Here is a 25,644-nt window from a genome sequence, read left to right as displayed (position 1 = left end):
GAACGAGAGGCGCAAACGCACCTCTCGCGCGGCGTTCGATTCAGGCGGCGGCGCGCGCCGCCGCCTTGCGCTTGACATCCGGCGGCGTCGCCTCGTCGATCAGCGTCGCCATTGCCTCGTCCAGTGACATCGCCGTCTGGTTCTGCGAACCGAGCCTGCGGATATTGACGGAACGCTCTTCCGCCTCGCGCTTGCCGCAGACGATGATGACCGGCACCTTGGTCACGGAGTGCTCGCGGACCTTGTAGTTGATCTTCTCGTTGCGAAGATCGGTCTCGACCGTCAACCCGGCGTCGCGCAGCTGCTCGGCCACCTCACGCGCATAGTCGTCCGCTTCCGAGGTGATGGTCGCGACCACCACCTGCAGCGGCGAGATCCACAGAGGCATGTGGCCGGCGAAGTTCTCGATCAGGATACCGAGGAAGCGCTCCATCGAGCCGCAGACGGCCCGGTGGATCATCACCGGCTGGCGCTTCTCCGAGGCGTGGTCGATGTAGAAGGCGCCGAAGCGTTCCGGCAGGTTGAAGTCCACCTGCGTGGTACCGCACTGCCACTCGCGGCCGATCGCGTCCTTCAGCGTGTATTCGAACTTCGGACCATAGAAGGCGCCTTCGCCCGGCAGGATGCCGGTCTTGATCTTGCCGCCGGACTGCGCCTCGATCTGCTTGAGCACATCCGTCATCACGCTTTCGGCGCGATCCCACAGATCGTCCGAGCCAACGCGCTTGTCGGGCCGGGTGGAAAGCTTCACGACGACCTCGGTGAAGCCGAAGTCCTCGTAGACGGAGAGGATCAGGTCGTTGATACGCAGGCACTCGGCCGCCATCTGCTCGTCGGTGCAGAAGACGTGGGCGTCATCCTGGGTGAAGCCGCGCACGCGCATCAGCCCGTGCAGCGCGCCGGACGGCTCGTAGCGATGTACGTTTCCGAATTCCGCAAGCCGGACAGGCAGTTCGCGGTAGGACTTCAAGCCATGCTTGAAGATTTGCACGTGCCCCGGGCAGTTCATGGGCTTCAGCGCGAAGACGCGGTCGTCGTCCGTGTCGTCGCCGGCGACCGTCACCTTGAACATGTTGTCGCGGTACCAGCCCCAGTGACCCGAGGTCTCCCACAAGGACTTGTCGAGCACCTGCGGCGCATTGACCTCCTGGTAGGTGTTGGCCAGCCGGCGGCGCATGTAAGCCACCAGCGTCTGGAAAATGCGCCAGCCCTTGCCGTGCCAGAAGACGACACCTGGCCCTTCCTCCTGGAAGTGGAACAGGTCCATTTCACGGCCGAGACGGCGATGGTCGCGCTTCTCGGCCTCCGCCAGGATGTTCAGGTAGGTGTCGAGCTCCTCCTGGGTGTGCCAGGCGGTGCCGTAGATGCGGGTCAGCATCGGGTTGTTGCTGTCGCCCCGCCAGTAGGCACCGGCCACCTTCATCAGCTTGAAGGCCGTGCCGATCTGGCCGGTGGCCGCCATGTGCGGGCCGCGGCAGAGGTCGAACCAGTCGCCCTGGTAGTAGATCTTCAGGTCCTGGCCTTCGGGAATCGCATCGACGAGTTCGACCTTGTAACTCTCGCCCTTGCCGGCGAAGATCTCGCGCGCCTTCTCGCGCGACCAGACTTCCTTGGTGAAGGGCTTGTTGCGCTGGATGATTTCCTTCATCCGCTTTTCGATCTTCGGCAGGTCGTCCGGCGTGAACGGCCAGTCCTCGCCGCTGTCGGGATGGATGCGCTTGAAGTCGTAGTAGAAGCCGTTCTCGATCACCGGGCCGATGGTCACCTGCGTGCCCGGCCACAGCTCCTGCACGGCTTCAGCCATCACATGGGCGGCGTCGTGGCGGATCAGTTCCAGCGAGCGCGGGTCGTCACGGGTAACGATCTCGATCCGGCCGTCGGAGACGGGATCGGAGAGATCGCGCAATTCGCCGTCAAGCGCGATCGCAACCGCCTTCTTGGCAAGCGACTTGGAAATCGCCTCGGCGACATCGCGCCCGGTCGAGCCGGCGGCATATTCGCGGACGGAACCATCGGGAAAAGTGAGGGAAACAGCATTCGACATGATGAACTCCTATCCAGTCCCGCCAACGAATGCGGGTGGTATGCGGGGAAAGTGCCCGATGCGGGCGCGTGAGCGGATATAAAGGGAAAGGCGGATATTGGGAAGGGGTGGAGGATCCTCGATCCATCGCGAACCCTATCTGGTCCGCCACCCCCCCTGGATCAGCCACGCAAAGGCTTACGTTTCCTGCCTTCGTCTGTGCAGCCCTGCTAAACTATGGCATAACCTTGCGATGGCGATCGATGTCTTGGCGGTCCATCGCGACAAGCCCGGGACGGAACAGGCAGCGGGCAATTCGCTTGCGTCTGCCTATTCCGTGGCGATCCTCTGCTGGCTCCTGTCGGCCGGCGTCTATATCGCCGCGAAATGGGTCTCCACCGAGATGCCGCCCTGGGCGCTCTGCTTCTGGCGCGTGCTGATTGCCTTTGGTGTCCTGCTGCCGATCGTGCGGTCGCATTTCGGCGACATGGTTGCGCTTTTGCGGGCTCGCGCCGTCGAACTGCTCGTGATCGGCGGAGTGGGGCTTGCGATTTGTCAGGGCATGATCTTTGTCGGCCTCGAACATGCCGATGCCACCACCGCCGGCATCATCATCGCCCTCATCCCGATCATTACCATGATCCTCGCCCGCCTGTTCCTGGCCGAGCCGATGGGAAGCTGGCAGGTCATCGGTTCGATCCTCGCCTTTCTCGGGATAGTGGTCATCATCGTCAAGGGCAGCCCGGAGGCGCTGCTGCGCCTCGACTTCAATCCCGGCGAACTTTGGATCGTCGCCGGCGCGTTCTGTTTCAGCCTCTATACCGTCCTGCTTCGTCGCGCGAAGTTCGACCTCGACCGGCTTGCGCTTCTGGTGCTGCTTCTTGGCGCAGCCGTACTCACCGCACTCCCCTTCTACCTTTTCGAACTTGCGTCCGACGAACGCTCGACGCTCAACGGCAGCGGCCTTTTGGCGCTGGCCTATGTGGCGCTGCCCGGCGGGGCGCTGATGTACTACCTCTTCAACCGAAGCATCGAGGCGCTGGGCGCGGCCCGCGCAGGCGTATTTCTCTACATCCAGACGATCTTCATTGCCGTGCTCGCCTATCTGATCCTCGGCGAGCAGCTTCAGACCTATCATCTCGAGGGTGCAGCCCTCATCATCGCCGGCCTCCTCCTCATCGTCCTGCTCAAGCCGAAGGCGGCGACGGAGCCGAAACAGGCCTGACTGCGGACATCCCTGATGTTCTCTCGCTCGCTTCTTTCGTTGCATTCGACCTATTGCGGGTATATACCCGAACGCATGCCGAGCGACACCTGCCACTGCATCCTGCTGCGCAAAGCCTCCCGCAAGGTCTCGTCCTACTACGACGAGGCCCTGGCGCCGCTTGGGGTGAACATCGGCCAGTTCAGCCTGCTCAGGAACATCAACCGCATGGCGCCGGTGTCGCTGACGGAACTCGGCGCCCGGGTGGAGCTCGACCGCTCCACTGTCGGCCGCAACGCCAAGGTGCTGGAACGCATGGGGCTGGTGGCGATCGCGACAGGCGAGGACCACCGGGAAGCGATGCTGACGATCACCGAGGCGGGCCATGCCGTTCTCAAGGCCGGCGCGCCACTCTGGGACGGCGCGCAGGAGACGATCGAGGCCCGGCTTGGGCCGGACAAAACCGAGCAGCTGCGGGAGTTGCTCAAGGCACTTTGAACTTTTTGACCAAACCGGGTATTTGGACTCAAATACGGGCACCTACCCGCAAAATTCGACAGGCTGAGGCCGACGGGAAAGGGACTTCCAACATGCTCTCGACACGCATCGCCGACTGGATGGCCGGCCGGAACCTTCACTACGGCTGGGTGGTCGCCGCCACCACCTTCCTGACGATGCTGGCAACCGCCGGCGCCATGGGTTCGGCCGGCGTCATGATCCAGCCGCTGCACCAGGAATTTGGGTGGGAGATTTCTGACATTTCCTCGGCGATGGCGGTGCGGCTGGTGCTGTTCGGCCTGCTCGGCCCCTTCGCCGCTGCCTTCATGAACCACTTCGGCATCCGCCAGGTGGTCGCTACCGCGTTGGCCCTGATCATGTTCGGCATCGCCGCCTCCTTTGTCATGGCCGAGGTCTGGCAGCTGCTGCTGTTGTGGGGCGTGGTGATCGGCGTCGGCACCGGCATGACCGCGCTTGTGCTCGGCGCCACCGTCGCTTCGCGCTGGTTTTCCAAGCGTCGCGGCCTCGTCATTGGCCTCATGACGGCGAGCAACGCCACCGGCCAGCTCATCTTCCTGCCGGTGCTGGCCGCCCTGACCGAAACCTATGGCTGGCGTACCGCGCTAACGCTCACCGTCGCAGTCATCGCCGTCGCCATGGTGCTCGTGCTCTTCCTGATTCGCGACTATCCCGCCGATGTCGGCCTGCCGGCCTATGGCGAGACCGCGGTCACGCCGCCGCCGAAGCAGGACCACAAGCTGCTCGCCACCCTCGCCTCGCCGCTGGTGACGCTGAAGAGCGTGTCGGGCAATCCGGTGTTCTGGGTGCTGTTCGGCACCTTTTTCGTCTGCGGTCTTTCGACCAACGGCTTGATCCAGACCCACTGGATCTCGATCTGCGGCGATTTCGGCATGGCGGCGGTGACGGCCGCGGGTACGCTGGCGGTGATCGGCATCTTCGACTTCGTCGGCACGATCCTCGCCGGCTGGCTCTCCGACCGCTACGACAACCGCTTCCTGCTCTTCTGGTTCTACGGCCTGCGCGGCCTCTCGCTGATCTACCTGTCGATCTCGGGCTTCAGCTTCGTGGAGCTTTCGATATTTGCAATCTTCTACGGCCTCGACTGGGTCGCGACCGTGCCGCCGACCGTCAAGCTCGCCGCTGAAAACTTCGGCCGCGAAAAGGCGGGCCTCGTCTTCGGCTGGGTCTTTGCCGGTCACCAGCTGGGCGCGGCAACGGCCGCATTCGGCGCCGGTCACTTCAAGAGCGACTTCGACACTTACATGCCGGCCCTGCAGATCGCCGGCGTCATGTGCCTGCTCGCAGCCCTATCCGTGCTCTTGTTGAGGAGACCGGGCTCGGCCGCCCTCGCCCCGCAGGCGGCGTAATTGCCTCGTTGGGGGTTTCCAACGTCGGGTCGCAACAGCATTTGCGGCCGGACGACCGAACGGTTTCAGGTTGTGTCGCGCTTTTCCCGAGCGGACAGGCGCCACAGCTTCCACGGTGCGCGCCATGCGCCGCGTTCGAGCCTCTCCGGCACGGGATCGAAGCCGCTCGTTCCACCGGGTCCGCAACGCACGACTCGGAACAGCGTCATCCAGCCGCCGGACCACAAGCCATGGCGGGCGACGGATTCGTAGCCATATTCCGAGCAGGTCGGCAGGTGCCGGCAGGAATTGCCGATGAAGCCGGAAAGCGTCAGCTGGTACAGGCGGATCAGACCGAGGCCGAAGAGCCGCCCCGGGGTTTTGGCGAAGGGTCCGGACCAGTTGCGCCCCTTGCTGCGATGGCCGTCGCCAGAGTGTTTTGCGCCAGCATGGTTGCAATGAGGAGCGTTACACATCAGTCCGCTTTCGCCCGGTTCGATCCGTCATGCCGGCCCTTGAGCCGGCATCCGGCGGCGGCGCGTCTGCGGCGCGAAAGATCCTTCTGCGCTCAAGGACTTCAGCGCGCTGGATCCCGGCTCTTCGGCCGGGATGACCGAAAGGAACGCTTGCAACCGCCGCCCTCACCCCACCTTCTCCAACCGCTTTGCCTCGACCTGCCCGATCGCGTCGACGACCGCATCGAAGGTCAGCATGGTAGAAGCATGGCGGGCCTTGTAGTCGCGCACCGGGCGCAGGAACCGCATTTCCTCGAACCGGCCCACAGGTCCCTCTCCATCGGCCTTGAGCATTGCCAGCATGTCCTCACGCGCCTGCCGCACCTCTGCCGCAGTCGCGCCGATCACATGGCGAGCCATGATCGACGACGAGGCCTGCCCCAATGCGCAGGCCTTCACCTCATGGGCGAAGTCGCTGACACGGTCCCCGTCCATTCTCAGCCAGATTTTCACGCGCGATCCGCACAGCTTGGAATGGGCACTCGCCTCGGCGTCCGCATTGTCGAGTGTACCGATCCGCGGGATGTTTCCGGCGAATTCGAGGATGCGGCTGTTGTATATGTCGTCCATCGGGAACTTTCCGACTTGAAGGTATTTTCACGATTCTGCGCGATAAGGGCAGCTTATTCCAGCGTGTCCGCGAAAAAAGCATTCGGTGTCGCGCATGGCCCCTTTCGCAGGCAACCTGCGATACTATATGCTATGTCGTGTTGGGGCGACCGTTTTCAATATGGAAGGGTCGCCTGTTGTTTGGGAAACCGTGCCGGAAGATCCGTTGTAGAAGCTCCTTCGTACAAGCAATGGATCGGAAAGCCCCGGAGCCCGCCAACGGAACCCAAGCCTGCAGGGTTAGGCGAATGGCCAGTGGCGAGTCCGACATTCGACGAAAGTCAACCTGCAGAAAGGCCATCGGATCATGGACGCCGTAATCAAGAATTTCCCCGTCGGCGAGGAAAACTCGGGCCGCCCGACCCAGAAGGAAGCCGAGGATGCGGTACGCGTGCTGTTGCGCTGGGCCGGCGACGATCCGTCGCGCGAAGGCCTGCTCGACACCCCTTCGCGAGTCGCCAAAGCCTACAGGGAACTGTTCTCCGGTTATGAACTCGATCCCGAGGACGTGCTCGGCCGCACCTTCGAGGAGGTCGCCGGCTACGACGATATCGTGCTCGTCAAGGACATCCCCTTCTATTCGCATTGCGAGCACCACATGGTGCCGATCATCGGCCGCGCCCATGTCGCCTACCTGCCCAACGGCCGCGTGCTAGGCCTTTCCAAGATCGCCCGCGTCGTGGAGATCTACGGACGGCGCCTGCAGACGCAGGAGACGATGACCGCGCAGATCGCCAGCGCGATCGACGAGACGCTGCGGCCGCGCGGCGTCGCCGTGATGATCGAGGCCGAGCATATGTGCATGGCGATGCGCGGCATCCAGAAACAGGGCTCGACAACGCTCACCACCACCTTTACCGGTGCCTTCAAGAGCGAACCTGCCGAGCAGGTTCGCTTCATGACAATGATCCGGGGTCGCGGCTGAGTTCCGACGGCTCCGCTGCGGAGCCCGACATGGCGATCGAATTCCAGCCCCCACCCAAAGACAAGACCGAACTCGAGGCGGGCGGCGCATTCACGCCGCGCTTCGACGACAACGGCCTGCTGACGGCTGTGGTGACCGATGCGCGCGACGGCGAACTTCTGATGGTCGCCCACATGAATGCGCAGGCCCTGGCGCTGACGATCGAGACGGGTATCGCCCACTACTGGAGCCGCTCCCGCAAGGCGCTGTGGAAGAAGGGAGAAACCTCCGGCAACCTGCAGACCGTCGTCGAACTGAGAACGGATTGCGACCAGGACGCCGTCTGGCTCAAGGTGTCCGTGGCCGGGCATGACGCCACCTGCCACACCGGCCGGCGATCCTGCTTCTACCGCACCGTCAGTCACACCGGCGATGCGGCACAACTGCAAATTACCGATGACGACGTCCATTTCGACCCCGCCACGGTCTACGGCAGCGGCAAGGACGGCTGACGCCTATACCGGTCCCCTTTCGGGACAGGCTTAACGCTTTGGCAACGAAATGAGCGCGTACTGGCTGCGGTGGCGCAAGCGCGCGCAACATGGTCGAACCGATGCCATTTCGCAGATGCCGAACAGACATGACGATACGCTCGACCGCGGCCCTGTTTCGCGCTCCGTCACCCTTCCGCCCCTTCTACTCCTTATTGATGAGCCAGAGCCATGGAAACTGGCTTAACGGGGCAAAGGGTGCCGCCCATGCGCCGGGTGCCAGCGAGCCGTCCATGCGCTATTTTTCAGGGCGTAGTGGCGCGGCTTCGGAACCCAATGGGCGAACCTGAAGTTCTTCCGAGACCGGAGGCCTGACATGTTGAATTGGAACTTCAACCGAAGCATGGTGACGACGAACCCGTCGGATCCGGATGGCCCCTCCATGAACCACTTTCAGCCCCCGCTCGAGCCGGATAAGGCACGCTCCCGCATAGCGCTTGCGCTTGGCGGCGGCGCAGCCCGTGGCTGGGCCCATATCGGCGTGCTCCGCGCCCTCGACGAGGAAGGCGTGGAGGTCAGCATGATTGCGGGGACGTCGATCGGCGCGCTGGTCGGCGGGTGCTACCTCGCCGGCAAGCTGGACGAGTTGGAAAGCTTTGCCCGCTCCCTGACAATGCGCAGGATCGCAAGCCTTCTCGACTTCACCATTCGCGGAAGCGGGCTGTTCGGCGGCATGCGGCTGACGCGCCGCATGCAGGAACATCTGGAGCATCATTCGATCGAGGAACTCGATCGCCCGTTCGTCGCAGTCTCGACGGAGATCAACACCGGCCACGAGGTTTGGATCACCAGCGGCTCGCTGATCACCGCAATCCGCGCCTCCTATGCGCTGCCGGGTATCTTCGAGCCGATCAAATGCAACGGCCGCACGCTGGTGGATGGTGCGCTCGTGAACCCCGTTCCGGTTTCGGTATGCCGTGCACACGAGGAGCCGCTGGTGGTCGCCGTCAACCTCAACTACGACCTTTACGGCCGCTCCGCCGTGATCAAGCACACTGCAACCGTTCAGCAGATCGACAACCCGCCGCGGCAGGAGACCAGCGAATCGCGGCTGGGACTGACCGGCGTCATGGTGCAGTCGTTCAACATCATCCAGGACCGGATTGCGCGTGCGCGCCTTGCCGGCGATCCGCCGGACCTGGCGCTGCACCCGCGCCTCAGCGACATCGGCCTGTCAGAGTTTCACCGGGCCGGCGAAGCGATAGACCGGGGCTATCTGGAAGCCAAGGCGAAGATTTCCGAGATCAGGCGAATGCAGGAAGTGCTGCTTCGTTGACGCGGCAAGCCGTCGCTCCGACGGACATCACCTCGGCGCGCATGCGCACATCCGGAAAATGGGAAACGCAAGAGCGACGGCAGCGACCTTCAAATCGGCTGCCGACGACATCTCCGCAAAGATGGTCGCTTGAGGGGGCAGAAAAGGTGGGGCACACGCCACGCGCGCGCCCCGCATATCGTTGGCTCAGCTTGAAATATAGGCCTTGATTTCGGCTGCTTCCCGCTCGATCGAGCGGATATGCGCCTTCACTACGTCGCCGATCGAAATGATGCCGACAAGGCGGCCGTCCTTTTCGACCGGGATATGGCGCGCGCGAAGCGTGCTCATCATTTCCATCACTTCTTCGACGCTGGCGCTTTCGCCGCACCGATGGACGTTGCCCCACATGATGGAGGAAATCGGCTTGTCGAGACAATCCGCGCCGCTCTTGGCGATCGCGCAGACGATGTCACGCTCCGTCAGGATGCCAGAGATCCTGTCGTTGCGATCGACGATGACGATCGCACCGATACGATTGTCGCGAAGATAGACTGCAGCTTGACGAACTGTGATCTGCGGACCGCCCGTAACGACGTTGCGGCCCTTTTCGTCAAGAATGGACTTTACATACATGCATTCCTCCCGTTGCAACATGACGCAGAGAGGCGGTACCCCGACAGGGCCTCCGCCCACAGGCGGCACTACCCTCCAGTAGTCCCGCTCAGTTTCCGGCGTGCATGTGCGAACCGGAACGTCGCAATCGTGCGCCACGAATGGAGCGAAAGCAAGTCCACACAAAGATTAGGCTTAATCGGCGGCGCGTCCGTAAGCGGGTACCGCGGGTATTCTGTCAAAGAGCGGGAAGAAGAAGAAACCGAAGAGAAAGCCGCCGATATGCGCTTCCCAGGCGATCGAGGCGCCGTCTCCGCCGGCAAACATCTGGCCGAACCCGATCGCAAAATTGGTGAGAAACCAGATCGCCGAAAAGACGAGGACCGAGCGGTTGGACAAGGCCTCGCGGATGGTCAGCCGCCGGTTCAGATGCGCGAACTGCCGACTGATTCGCCCGCTGGGCGAGAATACAAAGCGCGCTGCCGCCCCCATCAGCCCGGACACCACGCCCGACGCACCGATGACGACAACCATTTCCCCCCAGTGGAAGAGGCTGTGCAACGCGACGGACGCCGCTGCCGAAAGGCACCAGAACAGAACGAACCGGGCCGTCCCGATGCGACGGACGACCGGCGCCCCGAACGCCACCATCCAGAAGCTGTTGAAGATCAGGTGCTCCCAGCTTCCGTGCAGAAACGAATAGGTCACAGGCGTCCAAACCCATGCCAAGCTCTCTGCCATGAACTGCGGCAGGTAGCGGGCCGAGATGAAGGCGAATTCCAGTAGAACCCAGTCATCCTGCTGGGATGAAAGAAGATAGGTGCGCGCGACATGGATGAACGTCAGGAACGCCAGCGCGGTGACGAGGCTCCCTGGCAGGTTGAATGCCGGCTCCCGTTTCCTGGGATTCAGCGAAACCTCGCTCATGCCGTCGTCCGCGTTACTCATACCACCCGCCGCAATTGAACAAACCAGCGTGCTTATACAGATAAAATAAGGGCCGTACAGCTTTCGCCGTACGGCCCCGAGCCCCCAAACCCCGGCCCTGAAGTGTGTGCTGAAGGTCGCCCTTCATGAAGTGATGGATTTTGTGTGCCATGGCCGGACGCGGGGCACAATCGAAACCAATGATTAACCTTAATGTCCGGGCTGGCACGATCTTCGCTTGGAAATGGGGAACCGGCAGCAAGCGGCACATGACGTGCCGTTTCGCTACAGCACCAACGGGAATGCAATGCAGACGACGACAGCCAGAGCGATTTACGAATACTGGACCCGGGTAAAGGGAGGCCGCGATGTGCCGAATCGGCGCGACATCGATCCGGCCGAACTGCGCAATCACCTCCCCGATCTTTTCATCCTGGAGCAATCTGCCGGCTCGACCGCGACGTTCCGCCTTGCCGGAACGCGTCTCTGCACTCTGTTCGGACGCGAGATGCGCGGCACCGATTTCCGCAAGATGTTTGCCGCGAATATGCAGTCCCGGGCGTCGCGCGCCTGCGCGACCGTGCTGGCCCGCCGGGAGCCTGCAACGCTCCAAGCCAGCGCCTACGGGACATCCATCGAAACCGCCCCCGTGGAGATCCTGCTTTTGCCGATGACGTCGCACACCTCGCGCGCCGACCGCATCTTCGGTGCGGCTGTACCGCTTCGCCCTGTGCACCATCTCGACGTACCGTTTCGCTACATGACGCTCGAAAGTGCAGAGATGATTCACGATCAGGGCATGCCGCTCCCCCCAGCCGAGCCGGCCCCTTCGCCATCGGTGATCACCGTCAGCCGCGGCGACATCGGCAGCACGATGCGTCGGATTTTCCATCTGCGCGTCTTTGACGGCGGCAGATAGCCAATTCGCCTGCCACAATTACTAACAGTCGCAACGGATGAAAACGAACTGTTAACCGCGACCGGTTAGAAGTTTGAAAGAGATTTATTTTAGGCGCCGTTCGTCCATGTATTCGTTTCAGCAAACGTCGACCACGGTTCACAGACCGCAGCCGGAGCAGCGAAGCTTCCAGCGCGTGTCGGTCAATCTTGCCGGCCGCCTCATGCTGCCGAGCCACGACGAGTACGACTGTACCGTGATCGACATGTCACCTGGCGAAGCGCTCTTCACCTGCCACGCGCAGCCACGCGCCGGCGAACGCATCATCGCCTATATCGATCATCTCGGCCGCATCGAGGGCACGGTGGCAAAGACCACCGACGACGGATTCGTGATTCTCGTCAACGCCACCGACCGGAAGCGCGAGAAGCTTGCGGCCCAGCTCACCTGGATCGCCAACCGTCACGAACTCGGACTTCCGGAAGACCGCCAGCACGATCGGCTTACGCCGCGCAACAGCCGTACCGAACTCGCACTGAACGACGGCCGCCACTACCCCTGCCGCATCATCGACCTCTCACTCTCCGGCGCCGCGATCGACATCGAGGTCCGTCCAGCCATCGGCACGCCGGTCCAACTCGGCAACATGCGCGGACGCGTCGTCCGTCATTTCCAGGAAGGCGTGGCGATCGAATTCTCCAGCGTCCAGTCCAAGGAAGCACTGACGCAATTCCTCTGAGGCGCAACGCCGAAGACCAGACCCGACATAGGTCACAGGACGCCGGTCGTTCCAACAAAAAAATCTGCCGCTTTTTTCCCAGCATCAGTCGGCATCGCCCGGACAGATCGCTGTAGCGCGCCGCCATCCCCCAATCGAAATGCCGCTCCCCACCACTTGCCGCACCGCGACCAGACACTGGCCGTGCCCCGGATTCATCCCCCAAGACAACTAAAATGAAACAGATTCAGCGCCTTAACGACGGCGTCTCCGCAAGTGCTCGCCGCATGTGCCGGCCGTGAATTGCTACAATTTTAGTAAAAATATCTTCAAATACAGTTCAAATTAGGTTCGATATTTATTCTTATGCAGAGAAATTTTGAACTTAATTATACTTCGCAACTTCGCGCAGGATAAAAATATTCCTGTCATTGTCGCCTCACTAACGGGGACAAGACAATGAAAAACAAAATCGCTTGGACAGGGACACTCGCCGTTCTGCTCGCTTTCGCCTTCAACGCACAGGCCAGCGCATTTCAATCGAGCATGACCGTAACCGGCCCGACCAACCAGCCGATCGGTCACTACGAATTCTGCAAGCAGCATGCCGACGAGTGCAGGGCAACCCCGGTGGCAGCCCCGATGGTGCTGACGGAAGACAGTTGGAGGCAGATCCTGCAGGTCAACTTCGAGGTCAACAGCGCCATCCAGCCGCTGACCGACATGGAAATCTATGGCGTCGAAGAACGGTGGGCCTATCCCGAGACCGTCGGCGACTGCGAGGACTATGTCCTGCTGAAGCGCAAGAAGCTCATCGAGGCCGGCATCGCGCCTTCCAACCTTCTCATCACCGTCGTGCTCCAGCCCAATGGCGATGGCCATGCGGTGCTGACCGTCCGCACCGACCGCGGTGACCTCGTTCTCGACAACATGCGCGACAAGGTGCTGGTCTGGTCGGAAACAGAATACCGCTTCCTGAAGCGCCAGTCCGAAAAGAACGCCGGCAAGTGGGTGAAGCTTGAAGATGGCCGCGCGACCGTCGCAGTCGGCAGCGTCAGGAAATAGACGGTTCCTCACCGGGGCAGGCCGAGCTTAGCCAGCCTCCCCCCATCAATGGGCCCGGTCATTCATCCCCGTCCCGACCCAAGGCCCACTGCGGCCGGCTTCTGTCCCTGAGCCGGCCGCATTTTTTTGCGCCCTGAGGTTGCGCAATTAACGGCAGATTAACCATGATCGAAACAGGCTAAGGGTATCGCGAGCAAGCCCCGCGCCGGTTTTGTGCCGTAGGGTGTCACTTGGCGCAAACGTCACCGGAAACGCAAAGCTCGCCATGCACGCCAAAGGCCAGACGGACGACATCCAAGAGGAGCATTTCTTCTCGGCGCGCTTCCTCAAGCGTCTTTGCGCCGGCATCGCCGTTCTGGCCGTCCTGACCGCCGCTCTCAGCTTTGCCGGGCGGGAATTGGGAGACAGGATCGCCCTGGCCGGTCACACCGAAGAGCACACGCTCCTGAACATCCTGATCGGCGAAGACCACTTGCGGCTGCCGGCCAACGCCGTCCGCTTCCAGGACCAGCGCCAGACCGGGCGCACCGATCGGTTAGACGTCTACCTGACCTGGCCCGAAATGGAAGGCTATACCAGTGAGAACCGCGACCGCTTCAACGATGTCGGCCGGCCGGAGAACCTGATTTTCCTGCAGTTTTCGCAAAGCACCATGTCACGCGACATGTCGGGGCGGGTCGAACCGATATACTCTCACCTCTTCGAGGGAGCATCCCAAAGCGGTCCCGCCGGCCTCACCATGCGGCACCTGAAGGAAGGCTCAGGCTATGCGGACGAGAGCCTCCTTACCGGAACCATGCCGGACGGCTCGATCTTTGCGGTCCGCTGCATCCTCCCCACGCGGGGGCAACCGTCCACGAGCGCCGACTGCCAGCGAGATATCCACACCGGCGACGATCTGTCGCTGCTCTTTCGCTTTTCGAGCAGACTTTTGCCGCAGTGGCAGGAGATGGAGACCGCGGTCCGCACCTATGCCCGCCAGCATCTCGTCAACGTGGCGCCCCCGACACGGATGCCCGATAAAAATACGCCGGAATGATCAAGGAATGATTCATCATAAACCGATTGGTAACCCTGCGCCGCTAACCTCATCCAGATCGTCGTTCAGGTTCGCCTCAGAACGAAACAACAATCCAAAGACTTGAAGAGTAGCAGCGTGTTCCGTTCCGTTTTCTCCGCCATCATCTCGCACGCGATCGGCCTGGCAGGCAAAACTTCGAGGCAGGTCGTTCTCGCGGTCGTCGTCACGGTTACAGCGGCAAGCCTTGCGCATGCCAATGCGAAGTATGCCGGAATTGTCATCGACGCAAAGACCGGCAAGGTGCTTTACAGCGAGGACGCAGACGATCTGCGCTACCCAGCGTCGCTGACCAAGATGATGACGATCTACCTCACATTCGAGGCACTCGAAGCAGGCAAGATCACCAAAGACACGCTTGTTCCCGTATCCAAGCACGCAGCCAGCGAGCCGCCGTCCAAGCTCGGCGTCCGTCCCGGCAGCAAGCTCACCGTCGATCAGGCGATCAAGGCGCTTGTCACCCGTTCCGCAAACGACGTGGCGACAGCGCTTGGCGAATTTCTCGGCGGCTCCGAGGATCGTTTCGGCCGGATCATGACGCAGAAGGCGCGCGCGCTCGGCATGACGCGAACCGTATACCGCAATGCACATGGCCTGCCGAATACGGCACAGGTGACCACAGCGCGCGATCAGGCGCGGCTCGGCCTCGCACTGCGCCAGCACTTCCCGCAGTACTATGGCTACTTCAGCACCCGCAGTTTTAGCTACGGCAAGCAGACGATCGGCAACCACAACCGTCTTCTCGGCGCGGTTCGTGGCGTAGATGGCATCAAGACCGGCTACACCCGCGCTTCCGGCTTCAATCTCGTCACCTCCGCCCAGGCGGACGGTCGCAGCGTCGTCGGCGTCGTCATCGGTGGCCGATCGGGCTCTTCGCGCGACCAGCAGATGAAGAAGCTGATCGCCGCCTACATGCCCAAGGCCTCGCGTCGTGGCGGCGGCAACTTTATCGCGGCAACCGAGACCGCGCCGACGCTCACTGCTTCGGCTGCGTCGAACGCCGTGTCGGCCAATGTAGCCTCCGCCGGAACGTCGGCAGCCTTCGTACTTCCCGCGAGCGGCCCCGTCCCGACCTATCGCTATGAAGAGTCTCGCATCGAGACCGCCTATGCCGCGACCTCCGGTTCTGCCCAGGTCGTCGGCAAGGACGCGCTGGCTGCGACGCTTCGCATCCAGCGCGGCGCCGAGGCCGCTGCCGAAGCCGAAATCGAGCAGGGCGACGCCAACGCCTCGGTAGACGCCCTTACGACTTCTTCCACCGCCGCCGCTTCGCCGAAGTCGATCCCCGAGGGTTGGGTGATCCAGATCGGTGCGACGCCGGACCGTACCCAGGCACAGGCCCTGCTGGACAGCGCCAAGGACCGTGGCGGCAAGGCTCTGGCCGGCGCACAGCCCTTTACCGTTGCCGTCGGCTCCGGTTCGAGCCAGCTGTACCGCGCCCGTTTCGCCGGCTTTGCCGGGCAGGACAATGCGGTCAACGCCTGCAAGGCGCTGAAGAAGAAGGGTATCGCCTGCTGGGCGAGCCAACAGTAAGAAATCAGGCTACGCGAGGTGTCCGATATGACCGAGCGTAGCCGCGGAACTCGCCTTGATCGTGAATGCTGCCGGATGGGTTTGATTTCCGGTGGCGGCGACAGGGCGGATGGGGCCGGAACCGGCCATCCATCGACCTCGATTAGGTATTGCGTACGAGGGATATCATGGCGATGAACGAGAATATGAACGGTACCCTGTCAGGCACGAAGCGCAGCCTCCGGAGCGGTCTGCATCCGCTCCACGAGGCCGCGCTGCGGATCGCCGATATCGGCCTCAACCGTTCGCGCGCCAAGACGAAGGATCTGGTCGGCATGCTGCTTGCGCACGGCGCACGCGCATGGCGGACCGGTCAACCCGAGGTGGGCATCCACCTTCATGTCGGCCGCAACGGCCGACGCCATCCGATCAGGATGCGGATACGCTGATTTCAGCTTTTCGCACTGCTGATGCGCCCGGCACGCCGCCCCGCCCCTCTTTTGCCGCAGCATTCGCTGTAGCGCTTGCCGGAGCCGCAGGGACAGGGATCGCCGCTGCGGCGTTGCAGCTTTCCAATCAGCGGCAACAGCAACATGTGCGGAATGACTGAAGCGGTGAACGCCGCGAGTTTGGCCGATATCCCCGGCACAACCAGCCTTCGGCCCGACCTGAAGCCGCGCCATGCGCGCTCGGCCACATAGTCCGCATCGAGGCGCGGCAGCACCTTGAACAGCATCGACCTCCCAGCACCCGAGCGCTGCAGGAACTCGGTAGCCACGGGGCCGGGCGCAGCACAGGTGACCGTGACGCCGGTCGCACGGACCTCTTCGTGCAGCGCCTCCGAAAACGACCGGACGAATCCCTTTGTGGCATAGTACATCGCCATGCCAGGCCCCGGCGTAAAGCTGGCGATCGAGCCGAGGTTGAGCACCCCACCCCTCTTTCGCGCACACATCGCCGGCAGGAAATGCAGGGTCATGTCGCTGAGGGCACGGATATTGACGTCGACCATGCCGATTTGCTCGTCGGCCGGCAACAGCGTCGCCGCACCCCGCAGGCCATATCCGGCGCTGTTGACGAGCACGTCGCAGTAGAGATCCACGCTTTCGAGATAGGCCTGCAGCCGCTTCGGCGCGGCGGCGGTGAAGAGATCGATTTCGAGAATGAAAGGCTCGCCGCCCGCAGCACGGACTTCGCCTGCGACCGCTGCCAGGGCGTCAGGCGCACGCGCGGCGAGCACCACCGGGCACTGCTCCCTCGCCGCAACCTTGGCGATGGCACGGCCGATCCCGCGCGACGCGCCGACCACGACGACGGCCGGCCTCGACGAGGCGGCTCCATTCATCCTGCAGTCCTTATCGCACTTGCGTCGCGCTTCGGCACATCGCCGGACATGGCATCCACCTCCGCCGCGACGGCACCGTTCAATATCGCCTCGAAGCGCTCAAGCGCCCGGGCGACGTTCGCCCCGTCCATCACCCGGTGATCGTAGAGAATACGCACGGTGACCGTACCGTCCTCGGCGATCGGGCCGTAGTTCAAAAGCGTCGTCAACGGCGTCAACGGATTGAGCGATTCGGCGCCAAGCCCCGAGTAGACCGAAAACTGGAAGGTGCCGAAATGGCGGGCGCGTCGTCGGGCGATGTTGAGGCCGAGCCACATCATGGCCCAGCGTAACACCCCTGGCAGGCGCGCAAACTGCAGTGCGCGCCGGAATTCCTTGATCGTGGCGATCGGACGCGTCCGGGCCGTCTCGATCAGGGCCTGAAGCTCGGCAATGGCGCGACGTTCCGGCCCCTTGACGGTTCCGAGCAGCACGATGCGCTCGCCGTCATACTCCCGCTCATGGGCGATCGAAGCGACGCTCAGCGGATATTCGTAGAAGTGCGGCCAGGGCAGTTTGACATAGGCGCGCCGCAGCTCCGGCACCTCCCGCGAGAGCAGTCCGTAGCCCTTCAGAAAAAGCACCGTCCAGGACGGCCGGCCCGGCTGGCTGGCCCGTGCATTCATGAGCGGTGCCAGGTTCATCTGCCGCTGGACGGTCACGCGCGGGATACCCATCGAAAACCGCATGAGATCTCCGACAAGCCTTCGCGGCGCCGAAATCTTCAGGGCCTTGCCTCGCAATCCTGCCTCCCTCTGCTCTTTCGCAAATTCCCGCGAGACGACTAGTAGATATAAGGTATGATCCGTTTTGTCCTGCCCATGTACTGCCGGTATTCGTCGCCGAACGTATCGATCATCATCCGCTCCTCCTTGTCCACCCGCAGGAAGAAGAGCGCCGCAAAACCCGCAAGGCCGGCGAGGCCCACGATCCAGTTTGCAAGCAGCAAGGCCTGCCCGAGAGCCAGCATGAAGAACGACGTGTACATGGGATGTCGGATCAGCGCATAGGGCCCGCCGCTGATAAGCTTGTGCTTTTCGCGGATCTCCAGCGAGATCGACCAGTTCTTTCCGAGTTCCTTGTGGGTTCTGCGAAACAGCCACACGCCGGCGAAGAACAATATTGCCCCAAACGCAACGCCCCAGGCGCTTGCCGCATGGTTGCCCGCTCTTGGAAAGCCTGTCGCGACATAGATGCCCGGAATGACCGCCATGCCCCCGAGGGCTGCGCCGAGACCCATCCGGTCCGTGAGCGACCGGCGATTGACCACGACGCGCGTGCGCCGGGCCCTGCGCTCGAAGGGGAACCGGATGATGTACCAAGCGACGATACCCAGAACCCAAAGGATCTGGCCTGCAACTGCCACGGATATGTTCATGGGCGTCACTCTAGCCTTTCGGCCATCCCCTGCGCCAGTGGCGTGACATCGCCCGTGCTGTCATCCACCGTTCATCTCGCGAAGTTTGGTGATGAACTGCTGAGGACGCAGCCATATTCCCGGCGTCTTGTAGCCCATCGATTTCGCGATCTCGGCCACGAAGGCATTGCAGTTGTAGACCGAGGCCTGCCAGACGCGGGACCGCGCCTTGAGATCGCGTATGAATGCCACTGTCTTGCGGTACTCGCCTTCCGTCAGCATGACGCGCCAGCTTGCGGAACGATATTCCTCCTCGAGATCACCGTCGCTCGCTCCCGTCTCCGCCGGGACCGGAACGAAGTGCCCGAGCACATAGGGTGCAGGATCGTTCGTGGCGGGTGCAAGACCGGCCACCTCCTGGGTGGCGGGGCGGCCGGATTTGTCGAGCCGTCCGAAGATGACGTAGGTATGACCGTAGCTCAGGGCGTAACGCGACCGGAACTCGATGAAGTAGCGGGCGTCCTTGCGCACTGCCTTGCTGTCGGCGCCGGCATAGCCGCGATAGTCCGAAACATAACGGGGCAGCGGCGGCTTGTCCTCGGACTGGCAGGACGTGATCGCAAGGGAAAGAAGGATCAAAAGCGAAACGCGGCTCTTTCCCAACCACATGGACACGCTCCATTTCACGCCACGAATGCCGCAGCTCATCTCTGCTATGAAAGGCCTTCCGGGCCAGGGGCCGCCCGGAACCCGGAAGAGCGTTTTGGCCGGGGAAGCGCGCTGCCGCGCCTCCCCGGCCCGATGTCAGGCATTACTTATAGACCGGTGCCGGCTCTTCGACCGGAGGCGGAGCCTTACCTTTCCCCTTGCCGACGGTGTCGCAAGCGGTAAGGCCGGCCACGGAAATCACTGCTACTGCTAGGATTAGAAGTCTGCTCATCAAGATGTCCTTTCCTTCACACGGAATAGGTTATCGGAGGCAACGACTCTAGTAATAGCCGCAAAAACTGACAACGCCTAGTGCGCAAGCACGACAAAGTTAATGCATGCAAAGTGCGCTCAAGATCAGTTTTTTCAACGGCTTGTAGCATTTGCGTGAAGATGGGTATCGGATCGTGCCATTGGCGCTGGACGATACTTCCTTTGAACGAGGAGAACCGACAGCGAATCGATTTTCGTCCGAAAGCGGTGCTGCAAGGCGGCGCTTCCGCAACCGCCGGGACAAGCGCTCTACCCGCTCCTGCCCGCTCAGATGATGACCACCCTCGCCCCGACCGGCGTGCGGTTGTAGAGATTGATGATGTCGTCGTTCGTCAGGCGGACGCAACCGTTCGATACCGCCTGGCCGATGGACCACGGCTCGTTGGTTCCGTGAAGCCGAAACAGCGTGTCCTGGCCGCTCTGATAGAGGTAGAGCGCCCTGGCGCCCAGGGGATTGTTCGGCCCGCCTTCGACGCCGCCGGCGTACTGCGCAAGACGCGGCTTGCGGCTGATCATCGAGGCGGTCGGTGTCCAGGACGGCCATTCCGCCTTCCGTCCGACCGTCGCCTCTCCCTTGAATGTAAGCCCCTCCTGACCGACGGCAACGCCGTAGCGCGTGGCAACTCCGCCGCCCTCGACGTAGTAGAGGTAGCGCTCCCGCGTGTTGACGACGATGGTTCCGGGCGCCTCGTATCCGTCATACCGTACCGACTTGCGCCTGTAGCGGCGATCGACACGATAGTTTTCGTAATTGCTTCCGGAATACCAGCTGATTGTGCGGCACCCGGAAGCTCCCGAAACCAGCAGGCTCAGGCTGGCGAGCAGGATAGCTCGGCGGCTTGTGGCGAAGTCTCTGTCCATTGGCACCTGTCAGCTATCGGACGAACCCTCAGCGCTAGACTTACCATTGCAGCGCCGTATGGCCAAGCCTCCCAAAGCGGAGAGCGGACCTACCGCCGTTGCATGAAGTCGGCATGACCATCCGATTGCACGGAAAGGACTTGCGTCCTCCGCCCGCGTCTGTTCGACTGGTCCGCACTCGTGATTTGGGAAGGACACGATGGCATTGAGTTTTGCAGGAAAAGTGGCGATCGTGACGGGGGGCGGTTCGGGAATCGGGGCGGCCATTTGCACTCGTCTGGCCCGCGATGGTGCCGAAGTCGTCATCGCCGATATCGACCCCGCAAGCGCCGAGAAGCTGGCGGCGGATATCGGAGCGGATGGCGGCAAGGCGCACGCCGTCGCAACCGACGTCACCGATCCCGAGGCGGCCAGGAAGCTCGTCGAGTTTGCGGTCGAGACATGCGGTGGACTGCACCTTGCCGTCAACAATGCCGGCGTCCACGGCGCGCTGGCGATGACGGCGGACTATCCTCTCGACAACTGGCGCAAGCTGATCGACGTCAATCTGAACGGCATCTTCTACTGCATGAAGTACGAGATTGCCGCGATGCTGGCTGCCGGCGGCGGCGCAATCGTGAACATGGCATCCGTACTGGGAACGGTCGGCCTGCCGGCAACTGCGGCCTATACTGCGGCCAAGCATGCCGTCGTCGGCCTCACAAAAGTTGCGGCGATCGAATATGCCAGGCATGGCGTACGCATCAATTCGGTGGCGCCCGGATGGATCGAGACGCCGCTTCTGTCCGAGCATTCGCGTATCGCAAGCAGCCGCCGCATGGAGGCCCTGCAGCCGATGGGACGCCGCGGCACCCCGGATGAAGTGGCGGCCCTCGTCGCTTTCCTGCTGTCCGACGAGGCCAGCTTCGTCACGGGCAGCTGCCACGTGGTGGACGGCGCGTACACGGCCCACTGATCGAGGTGGCGTCAGAGCAGTCCGAGTTCGGCCAGTTCGCGCCGCAGATCCATCGGCAAGTCGCCGCCGTCGGCACCAAGGCTCATCAGGTCGCGCGGCGCGTCCTCATCCGTGAGGTATCGCCATCCCTGGAAGGCGCGCTTCGGCTGGAGTTCGGTTTCGATGACTTCCGGGCCGAGCACGAGTTCGCAGCGCGTGATCCCGTCCGCGTCTTTGAACGTCTTGAGATCCAGCAGCGGCTGCCGCGCCTGCACCTGCCCCTTGATCACCCAGTAGAGCGAGCCGCCGTCAAGCAGTTCCTCCGCCCGCTTCGGGATCATGCGCGTCGTATGGGACGAGCTGGGCTCGAGACCAGCGGCGATCGCGACGAGCGCATGACGGGATACCCAGTCACGCAGATCCTCGATCGAATCCGCTCCGACGCAAAGTTTGATGAGATGAAGGGCCATGGCTCCTTGAACGCCTTTCCGCCCACTCAGTCAAGCGGCGAAAACCTGCCTGGTACCCCGTCCCGCAGGCACGCCTGCAGCATCAACATTCGACGACGTTGACGGCGAGGCCGCCGGTCGACGTCTCCTTGTATTTTTCGTTCATGTCGACGCCGGTCTGCCGCATCGTCTCGATACAGGCGTCAAGCGGCACGAAATGGGTGCCATCGCCCTTGATCGCGAGAGACGCCGCCGTGACCGCCTTGACTGCGCCAAGCGCGTTGCGCTCGATACAGGGAACCTGCACGAGACCGGCGACCGGGTCGCAGGTCATGCCCAGATGATGTTCGAGTGCGATTTCGGCGGCATTCTCAATCTGCTCCGGGCTGCCGCCCATCACGGCTGCAAGCCCCGCTGCCGCCATGGCCGATGCCGAGCCGACCTCGCCCTGACAGCCGACCTCGGCACCGGAAATGGAGGCATTGTGCTTGATGATGCCGCCGACCGCTGCGGCGGTGAGCAGATAGTCGCGAATACCGTCGGCGTCGGCGTCTTCGTGGAAATGCAGATAGTAGCGGATCGTCGCCGGCACGACGCCAGCCGCGCCGTTGGTCGGCGAGGTCACCACCCGCCCGCCAGCGGCGTTCTCCTCGTTGACGGCCATGGCGTAAACGCTCAGCCAGTCATTGGCGAGCAGCGGATTGACCTTGTTCGATCGCCACTCCGCCTGCAGCTTGTCGTGGATCATGCGGGCGCGGCGCTTGACCTTCAGGCCGCCGGGCATGATGCCCTCGCCCTGCAGGCCGCGATCGATGCAGCCTGTCATGGCCGCCCAGATCCGGTCGAGCCCGGCATCGAGTTCCTCGCGCGACATCGCGGTCTCTTCGTTCGCGCGCTTCATCTGCGCGATCGTCAGGCCGGATCGCTGCGCCATCTCGAGCATTTCCCTGGCGGTGGCGAACGGGTACGGCACCTTGCGCTCGCCGGCCTGGGCCTTCGTCGCCCGCATCGCCTCGAGTTCCGTATCGGTCACGACAAAGCCGCCGCCGACGGAATAGTAGATCCGCTTCAAAAGGAGCCGGTCGTCGCGATCATGGGCCGAAAAGGTCATGCCGTTCGCATGCCCCGGCAACGGCGTCTTCCTGTCGAAGATGAGGTCGCTCTTCGGCTGGAAGGCGTAGGACGGGTGCCCGGGCGGCGTGATGCGGCCGGTGCGTTCCACCTCCGCCACGATCTCGTCCATACGATCCGGATTGACGAGGTCGGGCCGCTCGCCCATCAGCCCCAGGATGACCGCGCGGTCGGAGCCATGGCCGACCCCGGTATAGGCGAGAGAGCCGTGCAGGCTCATTTTGATGGCGGCGACTGCCGATCCCGCCGGACGCGGCCAGTCTGGCGACAGGATCAGGTCCAGGAAGCGGTTCGCCGCCGACATGGGTCCCATGGTGTGGGAACTCGACGGGCCGATACCGATCTTGAAGACGTCGAAGACCGAGAGAAACATGCGCTGGACCTGCCAATACCTGCACCCGCGTGGAGTGCGACCGCGCCGCCCGAACGCCCGCCAAATGGCTGGCCCCGCTTGCGGCAGCATATGGAATATGTGGTCGAAGCTACGTCATACCGCAAGGCGCATACGGCGGCGGCCCGACATCCTGTTTTGCTTCTGCGACATCTCGCCCGCGTAGGAAACTCCGAAAACAAAAACGGCGCGCCTGGGAGCGGCGCGCCGTTTTTGTTTAGTCACGAGATCTTGGTCTCATGCGCCCCCGAAAAGATAGACCAGGGCAAAAAAGCCTGCAAATGCGATGACCATGCGGCATGTGAGGCCCCAGCAGGCCTTCTGAGCGGTACTTTCCATGATTTCCCCAAGAGAAAAACGATCGTCGCCGGCAAAAATATCCGCCCGCGCCGGCCCTCTTTAGTGAAGAAATGATGAAGGCGCAACAGCAAAGATGGCAAAAGCGTGGCGCCAGCCGGGACAACCGTGTCGCCCCCGGAGACGCGATCAAGCAATATCAATATGTTAGCATGCTGGGTATGCGCAAGGCGCTTACCTGCCCGCCACACAAATGCCGGCAGTCTGAACGGCGGATGACAAGGGGCTTAACGCGGAAGCGGTTTCCAAAACGCGCAATCCGTGGCAAATCACGAATCCATGTCCATCGTCGATCCGATCGCCTTCGTCGTCTTCATCCTGTTGTGGCTGGGCTACGCCTGGATCACCGACAAGAGGCGTTTTCTGAACCGGGTCAGCCTGACGCGCGCGATGAATGCGCAGCGCGCGGCCTGGATCCGCAATGCCATGCGCCGCGACCTGAGGATGATCGATACGCAGATCATGTCCGGGCTGCAGAACGGCACCGCCTTCTTCGCCTCCACCTCGATCCTCGCGCTCGGCGGCTGCTTTGCGCTTCTGGGCGCGACGGAGAAGGTCTTCATGATCTTCGGCGACCTGCCGCTGGTGTTCCAGGCCGGGCGCGCGGGCTTCGAACTGAAGGTCGGCGGCCTGGCCGGCATCTTCGGCTACGCCTTCTTCAAGTTCGGCTGGTCCTACCGGCTTTTCAACTACTGCACCATCCTGCTCGGCGCCGTTCCCATGGCCGGCGACGTCCACAAGGACCCCGCCGCCGCCGATCTGGCCGCCGACAAGGTCATCCGCATGAACATCCTGGCCGCCAAGCACTTCAACGCCGGCCTGCGGGCGATTTTCCTGTCGATCGGCTATCTCGGCTGGTTCGTCAGCCCCTACCTGTTCATGCTGACGACCTGCTTCATCACCTTCGTGCTCATACGCCGCCAGTTCTATTCGGAGGCGCGGCTGACGGTCCTGGAAGCCAACGATTAGTTCGAGCCACCTGCACCCATCCGCCGAAAGCAAGGACGCTCGGCCAGCCAGAATTGCGAAATACCGCACCATGACCCAAGAATTTTCGGACAAGGCGGCTGCATCAGCGGAGGGCACCGCGCCCACAAAGCAGCGGCTGGCCTGGCTTGATGCGGCCCGTGGCGTGGCGCTGCTCGCCATGGCGATCTATCATTTCACCTGGGATCTGGACTATTTCGGCTACATAGCCCCTGGCACGGCCGCCACCGGCGGCTGGCGCATCTTTGCCCGGTTGATCGCCGGCAGCTTCATCTTCCTCGCCGGCTTCAGCCTCGCGCTCGGGCATCGCAACGCCATCCGCTGGCGCCCGTTCTGGCACCGATTCGGCCGAATCGCCGCCGCCGCGTTGCTGATCACGACCGCAACCTATTTCATCTTCCCGAGTACCTTCATCTTCTTCGGGATCCTTCACCACATAGCCCTTGCAAGCCTGCTTGGCCTGTTTTTCCTCCGGCTGCCGCTTGTTGTGCTGCCGATGGTCGCGGCCGCGGCATTCGCAGCCCCGCAATTCCTTCGCTCAGAACTTTTCAACATTCCCGCACTGTGGTGGGTGGGACTATCGGAAACGGCGCCGCGTTCCAACGACTACGTGCCGCTGCTGCCCTGGTTCGGCGCTTTCCTGCTCGGTATCACCGTTTCCCGGCTATGGATCGCGCGCGCGGCGAAGGTGTCAACAGGCCCTGCGACACGGGCGCCCGGCAGGACGACTTCCCTCTTTGCCATGGCGGGCCGACATAGCCTGGCGGTCTATCTCATTCACCAGCCGTTGCTGATTGCGCTCGTCTATCTTGCGACACAAGTCGCGCCGCCACCGAAGCCCGATCCCGTCGAAAGCTATCGCCGCAGTTGCGTTGCAGCCTGCAGTGTCGATACGGACGCCCCCTTCTGCAAAAGCTTCTGCGACTGCACGATCAGTGAACTCCAGAGCAGAAACCTGTTCGACGCCCTGAACGCCGGCACGCTCAACGTCCAGACGGACGAACGCATCGCCGAGCTTTCGCAGCAATGCACGGCGCGCGCCTTTTCAGACGCACCGTCGCCGCAATAGCCGG

29 protein-coding genes are annotated in these 25,644 nt (G+C 62.7%); 16 read left to right on the top strand and 13 right to left on the bottom strand.

The genetic code is table 11. From position 1 onward, the window contains the following. Nucleotides 1-40: 40 nt before the first annotated feature. Nucleotides 41-2,044: a threonine--tRNA ligase gene (gene thrS / locus HV823_RS11480; RefSeq protein ID WP_176949862.1), complete on the bottom strand. Its 2,004-nt coding sequence runs from the start codon at nucleotides 2,042-2,044 to the stop codon at nucleotides 41-43. A gap of 232 nt (nucleotides 2,045-2,276) precedes the next feature. Here thrS and HV823_RS11475 point away from each other — a divergent pair, with 232 nt between their 5' ends. From HV823_RS11475 to HV823_RS11465, 3 genes are all read left to right on the top strand, one after another. Continuing rightward, entirely contained in the window at nucleotides 2,277-3,248 is a 972-nt protein-coding gene (locus tag HV823_RS11475; protein WP_176949861.1) for a DMT family transporter, read from the top strand. A gap of 75 nt (nucleotides 3,249-3,323) precedes the next feature. Beyond that, the gene (locus HV823_RS11470; protein ID WP_176950078.1) at nucleotides 3,324-3,725 is read left to right on the top strand and encodes a MarR family winged helix-turn-helix transcriptional regulator; all 402 of its coding nucleotides are present in this window, start codon (nucleotides 3,324-3,326) and stop codon (nucleotides 3,723-3,725) included. A gap of 92 nt (nucleotides 3,726-3,817) precedes the next feature. Beyond that, nucleotides 3,818-5,113 (top strand): MFS transporter, encoded by a 1,296-nt coding sequence (locus HV823_RS11465; RefSeq protein WP_176949860.1) that lies wholly within the window; start codon nucleotides 3,818-3,820, stop codon nucleotides 5,111-5,113. Between the two features lie 65 nt (nucleotides 5,114-5,178). Here the strand turns inward: HV823_RS11465 and yidD are convergent, their stop codons facing one another. Together yidD and HV823_RS11455 are read right to left on the bottom strand one after the other, a co-directional pair. Next, nucleotides 5,179-5,568 carry a membrane protein insertion efficiency factor YidD gene (yidD, locus tag HV823_RS11460; protein ID WP_176949859.1) on the bottom strand — a complete coding sequence of 130 codons (390 nt, stop codon included), beginning with the start codon at nucleotides 5,566-5,568 and terminating at the stop codon, nucleotides 5,179-5,181. Nucleotides 5,569-5,733: 165 nt separating this feature from the next. Then, a complete protein-coding gene (locus HV823_RS11455) occupies nucleotides 5,734-6,177 on the bottom strand; it encodes an iron-sulfur cluster assembly scaffold protein (protein ID WP_176949858.1) in 444 nt (147 codons plus the stop codon). A 346-nt stretch (nucleotides 6,178-6,523) separates the two neighbouring features. Between HV823_RS11455 and folE the strand changes: the two genes are divergently transcribed. The 3 genes from folE (at nucleotide 6,524) to HV823_RS11440 (ending at nucleotide 8,947) form a co-directional block, all read left to right on the top strand. After that, nucleotides 6,524-7,141: a GTP cyclohydrolase I FolE gene (folE, locus tag HV823_RS11450; RefSeq protein ID WP_176949857.1), complete on the top strand. Its 618-nt coding sequence runs from the start codon at nucleotides 6,524-6,526 to the stop codon at nucleotides 7,139-7,141. A 29-nt stretch (nucleotides 7,142-7,170) separates the two neighbouring features. Further along, nucleotides 7,171-7,632, top strand: coding sequence for a phosphoribosyl-AMP cyclohydrolase (gene hisI, locus HV823_RS11445; RefSeq protein ID WP_176949856.1), 462 nt, complete (start codon nucleotides 7,171-7,173; stop codon nucleotides 7,630-7,632). Nucleotides 7,633-7,987: 355 nt separating this feature from the next. After that, nucleotides 7,988-8,947: a patatin-like phospholipase family protein gene (locus tag HV823_RS11440; RefSeq protein WP_176949855.1), complete on the top strand. Its 960-nt coding sequence runs from the start codon at nucleotides 7,988-7,990 to the stop codon at nucleotides 8,945-8,947. 186 nt (nucleotides 8,948-9,133) lie between these two features. Here HV823_RS11440 and HV823_RS11435 read toward each other — a convergent pair whose 3' ends face one another. Together HV823_RS11435 and HV823_RS11430 are read right to left on the bottom strand one after the other, a co-directional pair. Continuing rightward, complete coding sequence (locus tag HV823_RS11435) at nucleotides 9,134-9,562, bottom strand: CBS domain-containing protein (RefSeq protein ID WP_176949854.1); 429 nt, start codon at nucleotides 9,560-9,562, stop codon at nucleotides 9,134-9,136. Between the two features lie 174 nt (nucleotides 9,563-9,736). Then, a complete protein-coding gene (locus HV823_RS11430; protein ID WP_176949853.1) occupies nucleotides 9,737-10,489 on the bottom strand; it encodes a rhomboid family intramembrane serine protease in 753 nt (250 codons plus the stop codon). Between the two features lie 286 nt (nucleotides 10,490-10,775). Here HV823_RS11430 and HV823_RS11425 point away from each other — a divergent pair, with 286 nt between their 5' ends. The 6 genes from HV823_RS11425 to HV823_RS11400 all read left to right on the top strand — a co-directional run bounded on the left by HV823_RS11425 (nucleotide 10,776) and on the right by HV823_RS11400 (nucleotide 16,188). Next, nucleotides 10,776-11,387, top strand: coding sequence for a PAS domain-containing protein (locus tag HV823_RS11425; RefSeq protein WP_176949852.1), 612 nt, complete (start codon nucleotides 10,776-10,778; stop codon nucleotides 11,385-11,387). A 106-nt stretch (nucleotides 11,388-11,493) separates the two neighbouring features. Next, complete coding sequence (locus HV823_RS11420) at nucleotides 11,494-12,105, top strand: PilZ domain-containing protein (RefSeq protein WP_176949851.1); 612 nt, start codon at nucleotides 11,494-11,496, stop codon at nucleotides 12,103-12,105. Between the two features lie 438 nt (nucleotides 12,106-12,543). After that, on the top strand, nucleotides 12,544-13,149 hold the full coding sequence (locus tag HV823_RS11415) for a transglutaminase-like cysteine peptidase (RefSeq protein ID WP_176949850.1): 606 nt from the start codon (nucleotides 12,544-12,546) through the stop codon (nucleotides 13,147-13,149). Between the two features lie 265 nt (nucleotides 13,150-13,414). Then, on the top strand, nucleotides 13,415-14,188 hold the full coding sequence (locus HV823_RS11410; RefSeq protein ID WP_176949849.1) for a hypothetical protein: 774 nt from the start codon (nucleotides 13,415-13,417) through the stop codon (nucleotides 14,186-14,188). 117 nt (nucleotides 14,189-14,305) lie between these two features. Continuing rightward, a complete protein-coding gene (locus HV823_RS11405) occupies nucleotides 14,306-15,760 on the top strand; it encodes an SPOR domain-containing protein (protein ID WP_425487655.1) in 1,455 nt (484 codons plus the stop codon). A 167-nt stretch (nucleotides 15,761-15,927) separates the two neighbouring features. Beyond that, a complete protein-coding gene (locus HV823_RS11400) occupies nucleotides 15,928-16,188 on the top strand; it encodes a hypothetical protein (protein WP_176949847.1) in 261 nt (86 codons plus the stop codon). A gap of 2 nt (nucleotides 16,189-16,190) precedes the next feature. On the opposite strand, the gene HV823_RS11395 is transcribed toward HV823_RS11400, so the two are convergent. The 6 genes from HV823_RS11395 to HV823_RS11375 form a co-directional block, all read right to left on the bottom strand. Continuing rightward, nucleotides 16,191-17,084, bottom strand: coding sequence for an SDR family NAD(P)-dependent oxidoreductase (locus tag HV823_RS11395; RefSeq protein ID WP_176949846.1), 894 nt, complete (start codon nucleotides 17,082-17,084; stop codon nucleotides 16,191-16,193). Continuing rightward, nucleotides 17,081-17,866: a hypothetical protein gene (locus tag HV823_RS11390; protein WP_176949845.1), complete on the bottom strand. Its 786-nt coding sequence runs from the start codon at nucleotides 17,864-17,866 to the stop codon at nucleotides 17,081-17,083. Before HV823_RS11390 ends, HV823_RS11395 begins: the two co-directional genes overlap by 4 nt. Before the next feature lie 41 nt (nucleotides 17,867-17,907). Beyond that, on the bottom strand, nucleotides 17,908-18,495 hold the full coding sequence (locus HV823_RS11385; protein ID WP_176950077.1) for a protein-S-isoprenylcysteine O-methyltransferase: 588 nt from the start codon (nucleotides 18,493-18,495) through the stop codon (nucleotides 17,908-17,910). Nucleotides 18,496-18,561: 66 nt separating this feature from the next. Next, nucleotides 18,562-19,149, bottom strand: a complete 588-nt coding sequence (locus HV823_RS11380) for a hypothetical protein (protein WP_176949844.1) — start codon at nucleotides 19,147-19,149, stop codon at nucleotides 18,562-18,564. A gap of 142 nt (nucleotides 19,150-19,291) precedes the next feature. Continuing rightward, on the bottom strand, nucleotides 19,292-19,420 hold the full coding sequence (locus tag HV823_RS26655; RefSeq protein WP_246301166.1) for an ABC transporter: 129 nt from the start codon (nucleotides 19,418-19,420) through the stop codon (nucleotides 19,292-19,294). A 308-nt stretch (nucleotides 19,421-19,728) separates the two neighbouring features. Next, nucleotides 19,729-20,322, bottom strand: coding sequence for a L,D-transpeptidase (locus HV823_RS11375; protein WP_176949843.1), 594 nt, complete (start codon nucleotides 20,320-20,322; stop codon nucleotides 19,729-19,731). Nucleotides 20,323-20,521: 199 nt separating this feature from the next. On the opposite strand from HV823_RS11375, the gene HV823_RS11370 reads away from it, so the two are divergent. Beyond that, nucleotides 20,522-21,277, top strand: coding sequence for an SDR family NAD(P)-dependent oxidoreductase (locus tag HV823_RS11370; RefSeq protein WP_176949842.1), 756 nt, complete (start codon nucleotides 20,522-20,524; stop codon nucleotides 21,275-21,277). 11 nt (nucleotides 21,278-21,288) lie between these two features. On the opposite strand, the gene HV823_RS11365 is transcribed toward HV823_RS11370, so the two are convergent. Both HV823_RS11365 and HV823_RS11360 read right to left on the bottom strand, forming a co-directional pair. Next, nucleotides 21,289-21,726 carry a DUF1489 family protein gene (locus HV823_RS11365; protein ID WP_176949841.1) on the bottom strand — a complete coding sequence of 146 codons (438 nt, stop codon included), beginning with the start codon at nucleotides 21,724-21,726 and terminating at the stop codon, nucleotides 21,289-21,291. 82 nt (nucleotides 21,727-21,808) lie between these two features. Beyond that, a complete protein-coding gene (locus HV823_RS11360; RefSeq protein ID WP_176949840.1) occupies nucleotides 21,809-23,209 on the bottom strand; it encodes an L-serine ammonia-lyase in 1,401 nt (466 codons plus the stop codon). 90 nt (nucleotides 23,210-23,299) lie between these two features. Here HV823_RS11360 and HV823_RS11355 point away from each other — a divergent pair, with 90 nt between their 5' ends. The 3 genes from HV823_RS11355 to HV823_RS11345 all read left to right on the top strand — a co-directional run bounded on the left by HV823_RS11355 (nucleotide 23,300) and on the right by HV823_RS11345 (nucleotide 25,640). After that, entirely contained in the window at nucleotides 23,300-23,641 is a 342-nt protein-coding gene (locus HV823_RS11355) for a hypothetical protein (protein WP_176949839.1), read from the top strand. A 222-nt stretch (nucleotides 23,642-23,863) separates the two neighbouring features. Further along, nucleotides 23,864-24,553 (top strand): DUF599 domain-containing protein, encoded by a 690-nt coding sequence (locus HV823_RS11350; RefSeq protein ID WP_176950076.1) that lies wholly within the window; start codon nucleotides 23,864-23,866, stop codon nucleotides 24,551-24,553. 70 nt (nucleotides 24,554-24,623) lie between these two features. Continuing rightward, nucleotides 24,624-25,640 (top strand): heparan-alpha-glucosaminide N-acetyltransferase, encoded by a 1,017-nt coding sequence (locus tag HV823_RS11345; RefSeq protein WP_176949838.1) that lies wholly within the window; start codon nucleotides 24,624-24,626, stop codon nucleotides 25,638-25,640. Nucleotides 25,641-25,644 lie beyond the last annotated feature (4 nt).

This window comes from Mycoplana rhizolycopersici, from assembly GCF_013378445.1.
Lineage (GTDB): Bacteria > Pseudomonadota > Alphaproteobacteria > Rhizobiales > Rhizobiaceae > Mycoplana > Mycoplana rhizolycopersici.
This window is presented reverse-complemented; position numbering and strand designations above follow the sequence as displayed.